Origin of the sequence: Rurimicrobium arvi, assembly GCF_039540495.1 — a bacterium.
GTDB lineage: Bacteria > Bacteroidota > Bacteroidia > Chitinophagales > Chitinophagaceae > Rurimicrobium > Rurimicrobium arvi.
Genome location: NZ_BAABEZ010000014.1, coordinates 46,262 through 62,966 on the forward strand (window position 1 = coordinate 46,262; position 16,705 = coordinate 62,966).

Below are 16,705 nucleotides of genomic sequence, written 5' to 3' on the forward strand. Positions count from 1 at the left end.
GCTAATAATTTCAGACCTGCCAGCTGGACAGTCCTTTTCCGGTAAACTGATAGTCTCTGAATTCCCCGCCGTAGCCTTGTAATGCCCGTTTTACAGCATAACGCGTATTGTCGGGACAATAGAACATCATAAAGCCGCCGCCGCCTGCACCACTGATCTTTCCACCCGTTGCACCGGCAGATAAAGCCGCTTCATAAATGCTATCCATTTTCTCGTTGGATATTCCCTGGGCCATTTGCTTTTTGTACCGGAATCCGTAATCCAGAATATGCCCGATCTCATCCACATTCCCTTTCAGCAAAGCTTCCTTCATCATGCGCGCCTGGTCCTTCAGCCGATGCATCGCTTCTATGGATTCCTGATTCTTATCCACCACATTCCGGCTCTGGGCTTCTATGATGGTGGAAGACAAGCGGCTGGTGGCAGTAAAATACAGTATCAGGTTATTCTCCAGTTCCTGCAGATACTGCGGTTTGATACTCAGCGGATTTACGATCACCTTATCATCCGCAAAAAACTCCATAAAATTCACACCTCCGAATGTAGCGGCATACTGATCCTGTTTGCCGCCGGCCATCTTCAGTTCTTCCCGTTCGATCACATAAGCCATGTGTGCAATGTCATATTCTCCGAGCGGTAACGAAAGCCATTCGGCAAATGCCCCGAGGATTGCTACCATCAACGTGGATGAGGTACCTAATCCGGAACCGGCAGGAGCATCCACGAATGTAGTGAGCCGGAACCCCTGCGGCATGGCACCATAGTGCTGTACGAGATGATTATAGACGCCTTTTGCGAGATCGAGATGTCCGTCTGCCGGAAGCACCGGCTGCAAAGTAAACTGCGCCTGTTCGTTGCGATCGATCGCATCGATGATGATATCGGAGGATGGCAGCAATTCTATTGTTGCATACGCATACAGGGAAATTGTAGCGTTGAGGATGGCACCTCCGTACTGATCGCAGTACGGACTTACATCTGTACCTCCACCGGCCAGACCTATACGTAAAGGTGCTTTACTCCGGTAAATCATTTATTGAAACTTTTCGAAGTAAGTCTGAATCTGTTGGGTACATTTCTGTGCGGCACTCTGCGACTTGTCTGCATACCATTCTGCAGTCCAGCGTATTGCTTCTTCTGCGGAAAGACGCGGTGTCCATCCGAGGATTTCTTTTGCTTTGGTGCTGTCGAGCATGAGCAAACGCGCTTCGTGCACTGCCGTGGTATCTGTGTTTTTCTGGTAGGCATCTTCCTGATGAAATACAGAAAGGAAAATGCGTGTCAGATCTTCTACCGTTTTTTCATCGGTATGATCGGGGCCAAAATTAAAAGCAGCATTGTATGCCGTCGGCTGCTGGTACATGCGCGCCGCAAGCAGCAGATAAGCGCCTATGGGCTCCAGCACATGCTGCCAGGGACGGACAGAAGAAGGGTTGCGCAAGGTTACTTTATCTCCGAACTCGATTGCACGTACGATATCCGGCACAATACGATCGACAGAGCGGTCACCGCCGCCGATCACATTTCCTGCACGAACAGAAGCCACAGATTTCTGATGTTTTGAAAAATCAGCCTCACTGAAAAAAGAACGTATATAAGATGCAATCACAATCTCCGCGGCTGCTTTACTGGCAGAATAAGGATCATGCCCGCCAAGTTTATCTTCCTCGCGGAATGCCTGTCCGCGTTCAGGATTTTCATACACCTTATCCGTAGTGATCATCACGCCGGTACAACGTCCCGGCAGACGACGCATCGCTTCAAGCACATGCGCGGTACCCATCACATTGGTAGCAAACGTATCAACAGGTTCCTGATAGCTCGGACGCACCAATGCCTGTGCTGCGAGATGAAAAACAAAGTCAGGTTCGAAACGCACCAGTTCCGTCTGCACACGATTCAGATCGCGTACGTCGGCAATCACAGAAGAACGGCACAGTTCCTCTCCGCCGATCTCATTGTACAGATCATTTTTATTTTCCGGAGCAAGGGAATAGCCTTGTACTTCGGCTCCCAGCCAGTTCAGCACCTGCAGCATCCACGCACCTTTAAAACCCGTGTGCCCCGTGAGGAATACCTTCTTTCCGGCAAATGTCTTTTTTAATAGTTCCAGCATGATCAATATGAATAAGCTTCTTTACCAATTTTTCCAGGCAGCACCTGTTGCCCACATTTCCTCCAGTTCCTCTTTCTCGCGGATGGTATCCATGCACTTCCAGAAACCGTGGTGGCGATAAGCAGCGATCTGACCATCACGTGCCAGATCATTCATCGGCTGCCGCTCCCACATGATATCATCTGCATCTGCGTGCAGATAATCTTTGACACCCGGCTCGATCACGAAAAATCCTCCGTTGATCCAGGTGCCACTATCGGCGGGCTTTTCCTCAAAACCGTTGATTGAGCCGCTTTCCTCCATGTTGATCACTCCGAAACGACTGTTGGCCTGGATCGCCGTCATGGTACAGATCTTGCCGGTTGAGCGGTGAAAATCTACCAGTTTATTGATATCCACGTTGCAAAGACCATCCCCGTAAGTGAGCATAAAAGTTTCATTACCGAGATAAGGCAAAACGCGGCGCAAACGGCCGGCTGTCATGGTATCCAGCCCCGTGTCGATCAGCGACACCTTAAACGGCTCGGCAAACTGCTGGTGCACTTCGATGGAATTGCTCGCGAGGTCCACCGTCACATCCGCGTTGTGCATAAAGTAGTTGATGAAATATTCTTTGATCATCCAGCCCTTATAACCGAGACAGATGATGAACTCATTGTGCCCGTATGCGGCATACGATTTCATAATATGCCAGAGAATCGGTTTACCGCCGATCTCGATCATAGGTTTGGGACGAAGAATGGACTCTTCTGATATACGGGTGCCGCGTCCTCCGGCAAACAGAACAACTTTCATTGTCAGGTTATTTTTCTGGTGAGTGTATGTTATTTGAAGCCGAGATCGCCACGCAGTTTCTCCGGAAGCACAGGAACCATATTCCTGGGCAGCAGGAAGGAAGTGAGCTCCGCAACCTCTTTAAAAATATAGTGTGTATCAGCTGCCGATTTGAGATAGTCTGCACCGGTGCTACCACCCGTACCCACACGCTTTCCGATGGTACGCTGTACCATATGAATATGACGATGGCGCCACATGGAAAGCATTTCATCGATCTCCAGCAGATAGCTGATCAGTTCGAACGGCAGATGCAGCATCGGATGATCACGATACAGCATAATGAACAATGCGCTTCTGTTGGCCGCACGACTGAAACTGCGTCCCTCAGGATAAGCTACAGAATTGGTAAACAGCTTTTCAAATGTGGCAAGGTTGCCCTGCTCATTTTCGGAGAGGCTTTCACGATACGCCTTTTCATACACATCCCAGAACGATTCCACGCCCATTTCCTTCCAGTAGTCCACAGAGTCTGCGAACGGCATACGCTCCAGCCAGCGATTCAGCAACACCAGCAACGACTCATCAGCCTCAGCCTGCTTCACGCGATTGATATCCGCTTCATTGAGCTGTGAGAGGTAATAACCTTTTCCGAAACGCGCGTCATAAGCCAGCCCCAGCTTTGCCTCGATCATCTTGAACTGGATACTCTGGAAACCCGAGGCCGGGCGCAGCAGGTCGCGGAAGTCCAGGAAATCCAGCGGGGTCATCGTTTCGATGATCGACATCTGCTGCACGCATAATTCAAGAATCTTGCACACGCGCCCGATGCGGTGCACAGCATTGTATATATCGGGAGAATTGTTGGAGATTTCTTTCTGACGGAAAATATCGCAGACAATGTTCACTTCGAACAATACGAGTTTAAACCACAACTCATACGCCTGATGGATCACAATGAACAGCATCTCATCGTCTGCTTTGATGCCTTCTTTTGTGCTTTCCGGGAACTGGGCATTCAGGATTTTATCCAGTTGCAGATATTCGCTGTAGTAAACAGGTTTTCGTTGCTTTAGGTCCTGCATATTTTTCGTCTGTTTTAGTGAGTACAAATTTAATCCCGAACTTCTTTTCGCGATAATATGTATTTGTTTAGAATAGCTTTTTGAGTACGTTCTGAATTACGTGCGGTTTACCCAGTGTGTAAAAGTGCAGAATGGGCACTTTGTTTTTCAGCAGATCGCGGCATTGCGTCAGCAGCCACTCCTCACCTATCTGTTCACACGCCTCATCCGTTTTTGCGGCAAGCATCTCTTTTGTAAGTTCCAGTGGGATGTCTACGTTAAATACGCTGGGCAGCACGCTCAGCTGGCGCTTGGAGGTAATGGGTTTCAGTCCCGGAATCACCGGCACATCAACACCCAGCTCGCGGCATTTATCCACGTAATGATAATAATGGCTATTATCGAAGAACATCTGGGTGGTCACATATTCGGCACCCAGATCGATTTTACGTTTCAGGAAATAGATATCCGTTTCCAGGTTCGGCGCTTCGAGATGCTTTTCCGGGTAACCGGCCACACCCACGCAAAAATCGCTTTTCAGACCATCGATGATATCCGACTCCTGGTATTTACCCTGGTTCAGTTCCATTACCTGGCGCACAAGTTCCTCGGCATAACGGTGACCGTTGGGGTGTGCCGTGAAAAACTTTTCGTTTGCAGCAGCATCCCCGCGCAGGGCAAGCACATTGCTTACGCCAAGGTAATGCAGATCGATCAATGCATTTTCTGTCTCTTCCTTACTGAATCCCCCGCAGATGATATGCGGCACTGCATCAATATTATAGCGGTTCATGATGGCCGCACAGATGCCTACAGTGCCGGGACGTTTACGGATCTCCACCCTTTCGAAACTGCCGTCCATACGTTTCTTAAATACCTGCTCAGCCCGGTGATAGGTAACATTGATAAAAGATGGTTTGAACTCAACGAATGAGTCGAGCACCTTAAAAATAGAATCAATACCTTTTCCTTTAGCCGGGGGTAAGATTTCAAGAGAAATGATGGGTTTGGATGCCTGTCTGATGTGTTCCGTAACTTTCATCTGGGATGATTATTGATAAAAAGCGCGTAAAAATAAACTTTCGCGACGAACTATACCGACTATTTTGAAAGCCGGATATGGGTAAAACCAGGGGTAAGCCGGAAAAAGGCTACTTTTGCGGTCCATATCCTTAAAAATCAGTCAAGGTGTCCATAAGACCGATCATTGCAATAGCCGTAGCCGCACTTGTTACCGCGGGTATATATTTCGGCGCGAACAGAGTACCACCACCGCCTAAAGGACAGGAAGGCCCGATGTCCGGGCGCGGTCCGATGCAACAGCAGATGCAGGCAGCTTCGCTTGACCTGGATTCATTTGAGAACGCCGTAAAACGCGGATTTCCGCAGCATGCGCTGGCGTCATTCCAGAAAGTGGAAAGACAACTGCAGTCGACCCATGATTCCAGCCAGATGCAACCACTTTTCCAGGAAATGGGCGATATCTACAAGGAGCACAAAAACCTGCCCCTTGCTGCTTATTATTATTACTTATCTGCAAAATTGGCAAATTCGGAAAAAAGTCTCACCTTTGCCGCCCAATTGTTGCTGGACCTGGCACGGAAAGAACACGAAGAAGGCCTGCAGCACTGGGAAGCAGCCAACGCAATTGCCGGTTTTGAAAAGTTACTTCAGTTAAATCCGGGTAACGATTCTGCAAGAATCAGCCTTGCCGAATGCTATTTCGGAACAGGCGAAGCAATGAAAGGTGTGGTGCTGTTGAAAGAAATCACGAATAAAGACCCTGAAAACAAAGCGGCAAACCTGCTTTTGGGACAACAGGGTTTAGTATCGGGACAGTTTGACAAAGCCAAGCAACGTTTTGAAACCGTACTGAAAAATGATCCTGAAAACCTGGAAGCGATGCTGGGACTGGCAGAAGCACTGAAGGGAACGGGAGAAAAAGAAAAAGCGATTGCGCTTTTGCAGGATTGCAAAAAACTGATCAAAAATCCTGAGTTCGCAAAGGATATTGACGAGTACATAAAAACTTTTAAATAACAAATTAAATTATTTAGATTATGCCTTGTGGTAAAAAAAGAAAACGTCATAAAATCGCTACGCACAAACGCAAAAAGCGTTTGAGAAAAAACCGTCATAAAAAAAATAAATAGTTAGTACGATTCTGTACCAACCTGGGCATATCTGCCCGGTTTTTCAATCTGCATCATATTTATAATCAGTCCCCTTGTGTATTCTTTCAAGCTGTAAAGCGACAGAGAGTACACAGGGAGGCTCTTTTATATTATCCCTTGCAGCATTGGGATCAATGGAGGATTTATTTTTTTAAACGACGGTAGCCATGACTAAAGAACTAATTATTAATGCTTCCGGCGATACGGTGGAAATCGCGTTGCTGGAAGACAAAAAGTTGGTAGAGCTACATTACGAACAAGGAAAGGATGATTTCGCCGTCGGAGATTTGTATCTGGGTAAGATCAAAAAACTGATGCCCGGTCTCAACGCGGCCTTTGTAGACGTAGGATACGAAAAAGATGCGTTCCTGCATTACACCGATCTGAGTCCTTACTTTCAATCGCTGGTTAAATTTGCCAAACAATCCGTAGACGGGAATACTTCCTGGGGACCGGATTTCAGCAAATTCAGGGTCGAACCGCTGATACAAAAAGCCGGAAAAATCACGGAAGTTGTTCACCAGAAACCGGAAATACTCGTTCAGATACTGAAAGAACCTATTTCTGCAAAAGGGCCACGCCTCAGCTGTGAAATTTCACTGCCCGGCCGTTTCCTGGTATTGACGCCTTTCGGCGATTCTGTTTCTGTTTCCCGGAAAATACACTCTGCAGAAGAGCGTAAGCGCCTGCAAAAGATCGTGGAAGCCGTGAAGCCCCGCAATTACGGTATGATCGTTCGTACCGCTGCAGAAGGAAAAGGAACGGAAGAACTGCACGCAGATGTGGAGGAACTGGTGAAAACCTGGCAGAACCTGCAATATACCCTGAAAGGCGCGAAGGCTCCCCAGAAGGTATTAGGAGAACAAACCAAGACCACTTCTATCCTGCGCGACCTGCTCAATGAAAGTTTCCAGCGTGTTGTAGCCAACGACAAAAAAATTGCGGACAGCGCCCGTGAATACATTGCGCGAATTGCCCCTGAGAAAGCAGATATCGTTTCTTATCACAGCGGCAACAATAACATTTTCGAACAATACGGTGTTGCCAAACAGGTAAAAGCTGCTTTCGGTCAGACCGTGAACATGGGAAGCGGTGCGTACCTGATCATCCAGCATACGGAAGCCCTTCATGTCATTGATGTGAACAGCGGCACCCGCAGCGCCGACGCCGGTCAGGAACAAAATGCACTCGCCACCAACCTGGAAGCAGTAGCAGAAATTGCCCGGCAAATGCGCCTGCGTGACCTTGGTGGGATTGTTATCGTGGACTTCATCGATATGAAGCTGCCCGAGAACAAGCGGCAGGTACTGGAAGCTATGGAAACGGCTATGAAACCGGATCGTGCACGCCATACCATTCTGCCCATCTCGAAATTCGGTTTGATGCAGATCACGCGTCAACGCCTGCGTCCGGAACTGAACATCAATACTTCGGAAGAATGCCCGACCTGTAAAGGCACCGGTAAAATAGGACCGACCATCCTGCTTTCCGATAATATTGAGAAAGACCTGAGTTACCTGGTAGATCAGGGACATCGCGAACTGACACTTCGTGTACACCCGATCGTGGAAGCGTATCTGACCAAAGGCTGGTTCTGGAGCTCACTGCGCCATAAATGGAGCAAACAGTACAAAACACGTCTTAAGGTGCTTGCAGACAACAGCTATCCGATGACACAATACCGTTTCTTCGACGAGAAAACGGACGACAGCATCAACCTGTAATCAGTTTGAAAGACATTTCTCCCGGCGCCCGTATCATACGGGCGCTTTTTTTGTTTAAAAACCTTGCCGTATATATACAGCAAAAAAAGGATTGTCGTCAGGTAATAAACGGTAGCCGCTCATATCCGCTTCCGGCAGGCGCTGTTTATCTAGCACGACAATATCGGCATTCACGGGTGCATTACCACTGATCTGATTCAGAGAGAACGGCGCGCCGGCGTTATGCTCATTGCATTCAAAAGCTAAAGTTTCAGCGAGATAAAAACTCATGTCGCCCGGTGTATGAGCAACGGAAGAAGCGAGACTGAATTTCGGTTCAAGACGTTTACAATAATGCGCCACAACGTAATCTATCGCGTTGCTTTCCGCATGTTTATGGATAAATCTTGCTGCGCATATAATCGCCGGTAACAGAGTAAAAGCCGCCAGGTGTGCGACGGACAGTTTACCTGCCCATTGACCGGCATACGAAAGTGCCAGCCTGCGGATCCCGTTCAACAAAAAGCCTGCTCCCAGACACAAAGGGATAATCAGGTGAATCCAGGTTCTGGTAAAAGGAATGACCCTGTGCACAAAAACAACCGGAACAGGAGAAAGCAAAAACAACAGTACCAGGAATGCCGCCCACCGCTGCCTTACTCCGGCGGTAAATAATGTAAGCAGTACCACACCCAGTATACACCACACAAGCACAAAACTCTTCGGATCTGCTCCTGTAAAGAAATCCCATATTTCATGGAGGTGAGCATTCAGATTGTTCTTCAGATAGGTTATATCCCGCGGGGTAATGCCGTTGTTTTTATAAAGAGACTCTTTACCATTTCTGAGTATCACAGGCAGGTACAACAGTAAGGTCGTCGCGGGGACCAACAGATGCGACACCACAAATTGCCGGATGTGTTCCCTGGAAGGATGCCTGCACAATACTACCAGTAAAACGGTGCTTGTGACCACCAGACAATACAGGAATGAAGGAATCGTGAAAAGACCCAGTACGGAACTGAAAGTATACACGAAGAAATATTTGCCCCTGTCTTCCCCCGCGGCAATACGAAGGACGGCATATATGCATAGAACAGCAAAAAGCAGCATCAGCGCATAACCCCTTGCCTGCGTTGCATACAGCAATACAGGCAGGGAAAAGGCGAGTAAAACACTGCATACAAGGGCTACAGACGCGGGGAAAAGCGAGCAGCTGAGCCTGAAGAAATAGTATATCCCCGCCAGTGCTGCTAACACGCTGACAATACGTATTGCAATAAGGACATTTACCGGCAGGAGCAGCGGTACCGCAGAGAACAGGTTGAACAGAATATGATTGTTCGGTAATGGATAAAAGGCCAGTGAAGCAAGCAGACCTTTTCCGGAAAAAAACCGGTACGTAAAAACCTCATCGTAATGAGAAGGCAAATGGGTGATCCCATAGAGCAGAAAGCAGGTATACAACAGTAGCAAAAAGCCTGCCAGATAGCGGATTCCGCGGGGAAGTGCAACGATAAACAATTGGTTACTGCGCCCCATTTGTGCGCAATAAAGGGAAAATGCAGCAGGTTTATATAAGCCGTTGCAATAGCCGGTGATAATCTCCGCCGCCTTTTTTATTGCCAGGAATTCCAGAGCCAGGAACAAAAGGCGCGCAAACCACAAAATGACAAGCAAAAAATCTGAAGATTTCCCCTCAGCGTCTGTTACATCCAGATAGAGCTGCCTGCGGATGCCCGACAGGATCTCCAGATAAGTGTTGGAAAAGAGGTACCATAAAATAATACCTAAAACTGCCGCCAGGACAGCACGGAAGAAACACTCAATGCCAAAAGCTATGAAAGATCCATGTTTCATGCGGAGAATCACGAGACAACATGCGGTGCTGCTGTTGTATTCTTTCTCTTATAAAACAACAGGATAGCCATTCCGATAACAATCAAAACCGCGGAAATAATCTCTGCCTGCGAAGGATGCATGAATCCCCAGTCGTACTCATAATTCACGCGGATCTTTTCGATAAGGAAACGCTCCACACCATTCAGCACCAGGTATAAACCAAATAATTTTAACGGCTGTGTGAAACGCCCGCGCACACGCCAGAGCAGAAAGAACAAACCGATACAGGTAATCGCTTCATACAATGCAGTCGGGAAAACGCTTACCGGCAATACGGTGCAATAATTGCCGGTACAACCCGGCATCATAAGTCCTTCGTTGTTTACGTTATGTGCATAGTTCATCCCGAGGAACCAGTCCGGCAACCATGATGGTGCAGGGACATAGGCATGCGGAATATTGGAAAGCTCATGCATGTTTTTGAAGTCGCTGTATCGCATGAACCAATCGGGGAAAGCTTTTACCACTTCCTGGAATTTGGTTGCCGGAGCCAGGTGCAGTGCACCCGACATATCGCTTACATAGGCACTGTTAAAAATCCCCCAGTCGCCGTCTCCGGAAAAGTGACAGCCCAGACGCCCGATGCCATAAGCCAGCATAAGACCGGGTCCCGCTGCATCGCACAATACATCAAACGGGATTTTATATTTACGGGCATAGAAATAAATCAGTACGGTAGCCGTGATCAAGCCTCCGTAAAAAGTAAGTCCGCTTCTGGAAAAGAGACTGCCGATAGGGTCCTGGAGAAAGTAGTCCCATGATTCAAAAGCATTGAAGACCTTCGCACCCACGAGTCCGCCGATTGCGGCGAGCATCAGGATGGCGCCCATACGCTCGTGCGGCCAGACCATTGCCTTTTTCTTTACCTTTTTACCGGTAACGGGATCCTTTACTTCGATCTCTCCTTCGGTAGGCACCAGCAATCCCAATTGCTGCTTTCTGCGCATTTCTTTTGTAATCACATATAGAGCCGCCATAAAAGCAAGTGCCATCAAAAAGCCAAACGTTTTGAAGACACCTACCCACTCAGGAACAGGAACATGAAACAATTCCTGGAACAAATATTGAAAATCAGGATACATATAAGGTCATTTTACCGGAAGGTCCGCCGCGAAAGTTGCGAAAATACGGAATGGAGCGAAAGATCAGGCAAAAGCGTCCAACATTAATGGCGCTTACACGTATATAGAAAAAACATTTGCGGTAAATTGGTAGCTTTGGTTTTGACATACCGCTTTGCAAGGTTATATTTGCGAAAATTTTACAAATCTGTTACAAAAGTACTTTTCTGTATGATGACTTGGAAGCAACACTTCACCTCTTCGGTCGGCAAAAAATTGGTGATGGCCTTTACCGGCTTATTTCTGATTGCATTTTTGATTGTGCACGTTTACCTGAATGCACAGATTTTCCTGCCGGACGGGCGAGAGAAGTTTCTGGCGGGTGCACATTTTATGGGAACCAATGCGCTGACGCGTGTCCTTGAGATCGGGCTGGTTGTGGGCTTCCTGGCACACATTATCCAGGGTTTGATGTTGTGGAGTCAGAACAGCAAAAAGCGCAGCAATGGCAGATACGCTGTGAAAGCAGGTAATGCCACCAGCAAATGGTACAGCCGTTCTATGGGTCTGCTGGGCACGCTGGTATTGTTGTTCCTGATCATGCATACCGCTCAGTTCTGGATCCCTAACCGTGCGAACCAGTTCGCAACCGGTGAGGAAATCGACCTGTATGAAAAAATGAAAGTTACTTTCCAGAATCCTATCGTTGTAGTGTTATACGTGGTGGGTTGCATTTCACTGTGCTTCCACCTGGTACATGGTTTTTACTCTGCATTCCAGACTTTGGGAATGGGAACGGCGCGCTATAAGACAATGATCCGCAACATTGGTGTTGCATTCGCGATCATTGTTTCTATCATGTTCGCAATGATGCCGATTGCCTTTTTCACAGGATGGGTTGCATAATCCGACTCTGTTCAATCATTGACATTAACCTTCGAGAAAAAAATTAAAATATGCCTCTTAATAATAACATTCCGGCCGGCGAATTGGCGACCAAATGGGAAAAATACAAGTCTACCTGTAAACTTGTAAACCCCGCTAACAAACGCAGCATAGAAATCATCGTGGTGGGAACCGGTCTGGCCGGTGCATCTGCAGCCGCCACACTGGGTGAACTTGGTTATAAAGTAAAAGCATTCTGCTTTCAGGATAGTCCGCGCCGTGCGCACAGTATCGCTGCTCAGGGTGGTATCAACGCTGCAAAGAACTATCAGAACGATGGTGACAGCGTATACCGTTTGTTCTACGATACGATCAAAGGCGGTGATTACCGTGCACGCGAAGCAAACGTGCACCGCCTCGCGGAAGTGAGCGGGAATATCATCGATCAGTGCGTGGCGCAGGGTGTTCCTTTTGCACGTGAATATGGCGGATTGCTCAGTAATCGTTCTTTCGGTGGTACTCAGGTACAACGTACATTCTATGCGGCCGGACAAACAGGTCAGCAATTGCTGATCGGAGCATATCAGGCGCTGGAGCGTCAGGTGGCTCTCGGTAACGTGACTATGTATTCCCGCCACGAAATGCTGGACATCGTTAAGATCGATGGAAAAGCACGTGGTATCATTGCCCGCAATCTTGTAAGCGGCGAACTGGAACGCCATTTCGGTCATGCTGTATTACTGTGCTCCGGCGGTTACGGAAACGTATTCTACCTCTCTACAAACGCTATGGGCAGCAATGTTACTGCCGCCTGGAAAGCGCATAGAAAAGGAGCTTACTTCGGTAATCCGTGTTTTACGCAGATCCACCCTACCTGTATCCCGGTAAGCGGAGATCATCAGTCGAAACTGACGCTGATGTCTGAATCCCTGCGTAATGATGGCCGTATCTGGGTTCCCAAAAAGCAGAACGACACCCGTAAGGCTAACGAAATTCCTGAAGAAGAAAGAGACTATTACCTGGAGCGCCGCTACCCTGCGTTCGGTAACCTCGTTCCACGTGACGTGGCAAGCCGCGCAGCAAAAGAAAGATGTGATGCCGGTTATGGTGTGGGCGCAAGCAAGCAGGCGGTCTACCTGGATTATGCTGCTGCGATCCAGCGTTATGGAAAAATTGAAGTGAGCAAACAAGGTATCGAGAATGCCGATGCCGCCACCATCACCCGCCTGGGTAAAGAAGTGGTAGCTTCCAAATACGGAAACCTTTTCGACATGTACGAAAAGATCACCGGAGAGAATCCTTACGAAGTTCCGATGCGTATATATCCTGCGGTACACTATACCATGGGCGGATTATGGGTGGATTACGAACTGATGACAACCGTTCCGGGCCTGTACGCACTGGGTGAAGCCAACTTCAGCGATCACGGTGCCAACCGTCTCGGTGCCTCTGCACTGATGCAGGGTCTGGCAGACGGATATTTCGTTATCCCTTACACGATCGGTAACTATCTGGCAGACGATATCCGCACCAAAGCTATCCCTACAGACCATCCTGCATTCCTGGAAACAGAAAGAGAAGTACGTTCCCGCATTGAGAAACTGATGTCGATCAAAGGAACCGAAAGCGTGGAAAGCTTCCACAAACGTCTCGGAAAAATCATGTGGGATAAATGTGGTATGGCACGTAACGCAGCGGGCCTGAAACAGGCAATTACAGAGATCCAGGCGCTGAGAAAAGAATTCTGGAGCAACGTACGCATTCCCGGAGAAATCGAGGAATATAATCCGGAACTCGACAAAGCACAACGTGTGGCGGACTTCCTGGAGCTGGGTGAACTGATGTGCCTGGATGCCCTGGAGCGCAATGAAAGCTGTGGCGGTCACTTCCGTGAAGAATACCAGACAGAAGATGGGGAAGCATTGCGCCAGGACGACAAATACATGTACGTAGCAGCGTGGGAGTATAAGGCGGACAGCCAGTTTGAACTCCACAAGGAAGACCTCGTTTACGATGTGGTACATCCAAGCCAGCGTAGCTATAAATAATCGAGAGTAAGCATTAAGAACCTTCAAATATTTTTTGTTCATGGAACATTATCATATGAATCTCACACTGAAAGTGTGGAAACAAAAAAACAGCAAAACTCCTGGCCGCTTCGAAACGTACCAGGTAAAGGATATCTCTTCGGAAATGTCTTTCCTCGAAATGTTCGATGTACTGAACGAGCAACTGATCGCTGAAGGGAAAGAACCTGTGGCATTTGATCATGACTGTCGTGAAGGTATCTGCGGTATGTGCAGTATGTATATCAACGGCCGTGCACACGGACCCTGGTCTCAGAATACCACCTGTCAGCTGCACATGCGTGAATACAAAGACGGTGATACGATCGTTGTTGAACCCTGGAGAGCAGATGCATTTCCGGTGATCAAGGATCTGGTGGTAAACCGTTCTTCCCTGGACCACATCATCCAGGCCGGAGGATATGTATCCGTAAACACAGGTAATGCGCAGGACGCCAACAGCCTTCCTATTGAAAAATTAAAAGCAGATGATGCGTTTGCCGCGGCCGCATGTATCGGATGCGGTGCCTGTGTTGCGGCGTGTCCGAATGCTTCAGCGATGCTGTTCCTTTCCGCAAAAGTGTCTCACCTGGCACAGCTACCGCAGGGTGAACCGGAAAGAAAAGAGCGCGTGGTAAACATGGTACATCAGATGGATAAAGAAGGATTCGGCTCCTGCACCAACATCGGCGCATGTGAAGCAGAATGTCCGAAAGGCATCTCCCTCGAAAACATCGCCCGTCTGAACCGCGAATACGTTGCCGCTACATTTGCGGGCAAATAATACATTCAGAAAATTTAAAGGGAATGTCTTTATAAAGGCATTCCCTTTTTTTATGTTCAGCCAATGAAGCTTCGCCTTTATTTATTCTTTCTGCTCCTGACCCACTGTGCGCTGGCCCTATGGCATCCGGATCACACACTGATGTGGGACGATGAGGCTTCGGTTGTCTGGTTTGCTAAAAACTATAACCGCGAAGGAAAAATTGTCGCTTATGATCGTCAGAACATATTTTCCTATCGTAACGGACAGCTTATAGACAATCAGCTGGGTTATAATAATCCGCCTGTCGACATCTATTATGCGGCGGCCGTAATCCGGAAGTTTGGCGACTCAGACCGCGTCCTGCGTATTGCATTTACACTTCCCGGTATCCTGGCGCTGCTCATGTATCTTGGCTGCCTGCGAAAACTCACTGATGAAGATAATACCTGGTTTGCATACACAGCTACCTTACTTACGCTGTCTGTAAACTATCTGCTCATCGAACAGAACGTACGCTATTATTCCCTGAACTTTCTTTTTGCGGCACTGAGCCTTCTGGCGACACTGAACGTTATCGGGAACACAACAAAAAGATCCCGCATTTTCTGGCTGCTGTTACAAGTTGCAGCGCTGTACCTTCTGTTTCTGTCTCATTCTCTTGCCGCCGTATGCTGGTGGGCCATGTGTCTGTGGCTGATGTATCGCGGGAAAGTGCTCCGATTTAGCTTCCGGCATCGTCTTTCAGTAACGATTGCAGCCGCAAACGCGCTGCTTTTTGTTGCTGACGCTTATTTTTTCATCTCGCAAAACAGCCTGAACAGACCGGATCTGAATAATCGTGACAATTGGATCGTTAAGTACCGGAAATTAGCGGAATGGCTATTTGTAGATCTTAATGCACTGAATGTACTACCACTTATAGCTGCTCTGATACTCCTGCTGATCTTCCTGTTCCGGCGGAAAACCCTGTCTCCGGCAATGAAGACTTTGCTCGAAGCCGAAACCATTTTTTTGCTGCTCATTCTAATTCTCAACCCGCAACCCACCTCGGCCTCTGCCCACTTCGATGTACGCTATCTGTACATTATACTTCCCTTATTGTATGCCTGGACAGCATATTTGTTAACGGTACTTCACAGAATCAACGCATGGGGAAAGGTTGCCGCGATAACTGCCACAGGTATATTCGTATGCAGCACTCTTTTCTCCTGTATTCCTTCCCCCGACGGTCCGCGCCTGCTGCTGCCATCATATATTGAGGAACGTTCAAAACCCTTCCCGACAGCTTACTCAGCATTGATTCAATACATCCATCAACATTTTGACGGCCGTAAGAAAATACTGACGCTGCCCGGCTACCACAATACGGTGTTGTTACGCTATGTGCCTGAGCTGATCGAACTGACCAATACACTTGATTCTGCCACGACGCCGCTAAGCCACCGAACAGTTGATTCTCTGAACATGCATTGTTTGTATATCGGCGCCTGCAAACCGGATTATGTTTTCCAGTTTGGGAGCACCGAAACACTGGCAGATTATCCGTTTAAGGTCACCGATTTCCGTTTTTCAGATACACTCTGGATTTATGCAGCGGAAGTGGATATAACCCGGCCGGAGCTATTCTGGCATTCCTTTGGTCCGCGCGCGCTCAGTGACAGCAGCCGGCAGGCTTTGTATATCTTTCACGACTAGAGTCATAATTTGGTATATTTGATACAAAGCCTTTCTCATGAAAGCCATACTATATTTATGCATATTGACGCTCGCATGCAGCGGCTGCAGGAAAGATCAGAAAGCTGCTTTCAATCCCGACTATTTTATCTTCGGTACCTCTTACGGCATGTGTCGCGCTGATTGCACACACCTGTTCAAGGTTTCCGGCGGACAGACATATCCCGACAGCATAGACCGTGGTCTGACACCGATGTATTTCAGCTCGGTTCCGCTTGACTCAGCAAAGGCAGCCATAGCTTCCGAAGTGCAACAGGCGTTACCTGCGAGCGTACGGTACAGCGACGCGGAAAAGGTGATCGGCTGCCCCGATTGCAGGGATCAGGGTACGATCTATATCGAATATGCTCAGGCAGGAAAAGTATATGTGATCCGTATGGACACAGATGAAACCGCTGTTCCGGCAGATCTGCGTGCATTCTGCAATCAATTGCAAAATGCCATTACGAAACTTAAATAA

General features: G+C 48.1%; 14 protein-coding genes. 7 read left to right on the top strand and 7 right to left on the bottom strand.

The window, feature by feature from the left end; translation table 11 throughout:
• Nucleotides 1-10: 10 nt before the first annotated feature.
• The 5 genes from ABD846_RS05545 to ABD846_RS05565 all read right to left on the bottom strand — a co-directional run bounded on the left by ABD846_RS05545 (nucleotide 11) and on the right by ABD846_RS05565 (nucleotide 4,996).
• Complete coding sequence (locus ABD846_RS05545; RefSeq protein ID WP_344823605.1) at nucleotides 11-1,033, bottom strand: GHMP family kinase ATP-binding protein; 1,023 nt, start codon at nucleotides 1,031-1,033, stop codon at nucleotides 11-13.
• A complete protein-coding gene (gene rfbG / locus ABD846_RS05550; RefSeq protein ID WP_344823607.1) occupies nucleotides 1,034-2,116 on the bottom strand; it encodes a CDP-glucose 4,6-dehydratase in 1,083 nt (360 codons plus the stop codon).
• 21 nt (nucleotides 2,117-2,137) lie between these two features.
• Nucleotides 2,138-2,911 (bottom strand): glucose-1-phosphate cytidylyltransferase, encoded by a 774-nt coding sequence (rfbF, locus tag ABD846_RS05555; RefSeq protein ID WP_344823610.1) that lies wholly within the window; start codon nucleotides 2,909-2,911, stop codon nucleotides 2,138-2,140.
• 29 nt (nucleotides 2,912-2,940) lie between these two features.
• Complete coding sequence (locus ABD846_RS05560) at nucleotides 2,941-3,975, bottom strand: tryptophan 2,3-dioxygenase family protein (protein ID WP_344823613.1); 1,035 nt, start codon at nucleotides 3,973-3,975, stop codon at nucleotides 2,941-2,943.
• Nucleotides 3,976-4,042: 67 nt separating this feature from the next.
• Nucleotides 4,043-4,996, bottom strand: coding sequence for a methylenetetrahydrofolate reductase (locus tag ABD846_RS05565; protein ID WP_344823616.1), 954 nt, complete (start codon nucleotides 4,994-4,996; stop codon nucleotides 4,043-4,045).
• 146 nt (nucleotides 4,997-5,142) lie between these two features.
• On the opposite strand from ABD846_RS05565, the gene ABD846_RS05570 reads away from it, so the two are divergent.
• Both ABD846_RS05570 and ABD846_RS05580 read left to right on the top strand, forming a co-directional pair.
• The gene (locus ABD846_RS05570; protein WP_344823619.1) at nucleotides 5,143-5,994 is read left to right on the top strand and encodes a tetratricopeptide repeat protein; all 852 of its coding nucleotides are present in this window, start codon (nucleotides 5,143-5,145) and stop codon (nucleotides 5,992-5,994) included.
• A 301-nt stretch (nucleotides 5,995-6,295) separates the two neighbouring features.
• Nucleotides 6,296-7,852 carry an Rne/Rng family ribonuclease gene (locus ABD846_RS05580; protein ID WP_344823624.1) on the top strand — a complete coding sequence of 519 codons (1,557 nt, stop codon included), beginning with the start codon at nucleotides 6,296-6,298 and terminating at the stop codon, nucleotides 7,850-7,852.
• Nucleotides 7,853-7,906: 54 nt separating this feature from the next.
• Here ABD846_RS05580 and ABD846_RS05585 read toward each other — a convergent pair whose 3' ends face one another.
• Together ABD846_RS05585 and ABD846_RS05590 are read right to left on the bottom strand one after the other, a co-directional pair.
• Nucleotides 7,907-9,691, bottom strand: coding sequence for a glycosyltransferase family 39 protein (locus ABD846_RS05585; protein WP_344823627.1), 1,785 nt, complete (start codon nucleotides 9,689-9,691; stop codon nucleotides 7,907-7,909).
• Nucleotides 9,692-9,699: 8 nt separating this feature from the next.
• Complete coding sequence (locus ABD846_RS05590; RefSeq protein ID WP_344823630.1) at nucleotides 9,700-10,815, bottom strand: prolipoprotein diacylglyceryl transferase; 1,116 nt, start codon at nucleotides 10,813-10,815, stop codon at nucleotides 9,700-9,702.
• A 210-nt stretch (nucleotides 10,816-11,025) separates the two neighbouring features.
• Here ABD846_RS05590 and ABD846_RS05595 point away from each other — a divergent pair, with 210 nt between their 5' ends.
• The 5 genes from ABD846_RS05595 (at nucleotide 11,026) to ABD846_RS05615 (ending at nucleotide 16,705) form a co-directional block, all read left to right on the top strand.
• Nucleotides 11,026-11,700, top strand: a complete 675-nt coding sequence (locus tag ABD846_RS05595) for a succinate dehydrogenase cytochrome b subunit (protein ID WP_344823633.1) — start codon at nucleotides 11,026-11,028, stop codon at nucleotides 11,698-11,700.
• Between the two features lie 50 nt (nucleotides 11,701-11,750).
• Nucleotides 11,751-13,727, top strand: a complete 1,977-nt coding sequence (locus tag ABD846_RS05600) for a fumarate reductase/succinate dehydrogenase flavoprotein subunit (RefSeq protein WP_344823636.1) — start codon at nucleotides 11,751-11,753, stop codon at nucleotides 13,725-13,727.
• Between the two features lie 40 nt (nucleotides 13,728-13,767).
• Nucleotides 13,768-14,529 (top strand): succinate dehydrogenase/fumarate reductase iron-sulfur subunit, encoded by a 762-nt coding sequence (locus ABD846_RS05605; RefSeq protein WP_344823638.1) that lies wholly within the window; start codon nucleotides 13,768-13,770, stop codon nucleotides 14,527-14,529.
• Nucleotides 14,530-14,592: 63 nt separating this feature from the next.
• Nucleotides 14,593-16,206, top strand: coding sequence for a hypothetical protein (locus tag ABD846_RS05610; protein ID WP_344823641.1), 1,614 nt, complete (start codon nucleotides 14,593-14,595; stop codon nucleotides 16,204-16,206).
• 37 nt (nucleotides 16,207-16,243) lie between these two features.
• Nucleotides 16,244-16,705: a hypothetical protein gene (locus tag ABD846_RS05615; RefSeq protein WP_344823644.1), complete on the top strand. Its 462-nt coding sequence runs from the start codon at nucleotides 16,244-16,246 to the stop codon at nucleotides 16,703-16,705.

Coding starts and splice junctions, on each gene's coding strand:
- ABD846_RS05610 (WP_344823641.1), top strand. CDS start 14,593: ATGAAGCTTCGCCTTTATTTATTCTTTCTGCTCCTGACCCACTGTGCG.
- ABD846_RS05600 (WP_344823636.1), top strand. CDS start 11,751: ATGCCTCTTAATAATAACATTCCGGCCGGCGAATTGGCGACCAAATGG.
- ABD846_RS05545 (WP_344823605.1), bottom strand. CDS start 1,033: ATGATTTACCGGAGTAAAGCACCTTTACGTATAGGTCTGGCCGGTGGA.
- ABD846_RS05560 (WP_344823613.1), bottom strand. CDS start 3,975: ATGCAGGACCTAAAGCAACGAAAACCTGTTTACTACAGCGAATATCTG.
- ABD846_RS05615 (WP_344823644.1), top strand. CDS start 16,244: ATGAAAGCCATACTATATTTATGCATATTGACGCTCGCATGCAGCGGC.
- rfbF (WP_344823610.1), bottom strand. CDS start 2,911: ATGAAAGTTGTTCTGTTTGCCGGAGGACGCGGCACCCGTATATCAGAA.
- ABD846_RS05565 (WP_344823616.1), bottom strand. CDS start 4,996: ATGAAAGTTACGGAACACATCAGACAGGCATCCAAACCCATCATTTCT.
- rfbG (WP_344823607.1), bottom strand. CDS start 2,116: ATGCTGGAACTATTAAAAAAGACATTTGCCGGAAAGAAGGTATTCCTC.
- ABD846_RS05605 (WP_344823638.1), top strand. CDS start 13,768: ATGGAACATTATCATATGAATCTCACACTGAAAGTGTGGAAACAAAAA.
- ABD846_RS05595 (WP_344823633.1), top strand. CDS start 11,026: ATGATGACTTGGAAGCAACACTTCACCTCTTCGGTCGGCAAAAAATTG.
- ABD846_RS05580 (WP_344823624.1), top strand. CDS start 6,296: ATGACTAAAGAACTAATTATTAATGCTTCCGGCGATACGGTGGAAATC.
- ABD846_RS05590 (WP_344823630.1), bottom strand. CDS start 10,815: ATGTATCCTGATTTTCAATATTTGTTCCAGGAATTGTTTCATGTTCCT.
- ABD846_RS05585 (WP_344823627.1), bottom strand. CDS start 9,691: ATGAAACATGGATCTTTCATAGCTTTTGGCATTGAGTGTTTCTTCCGT.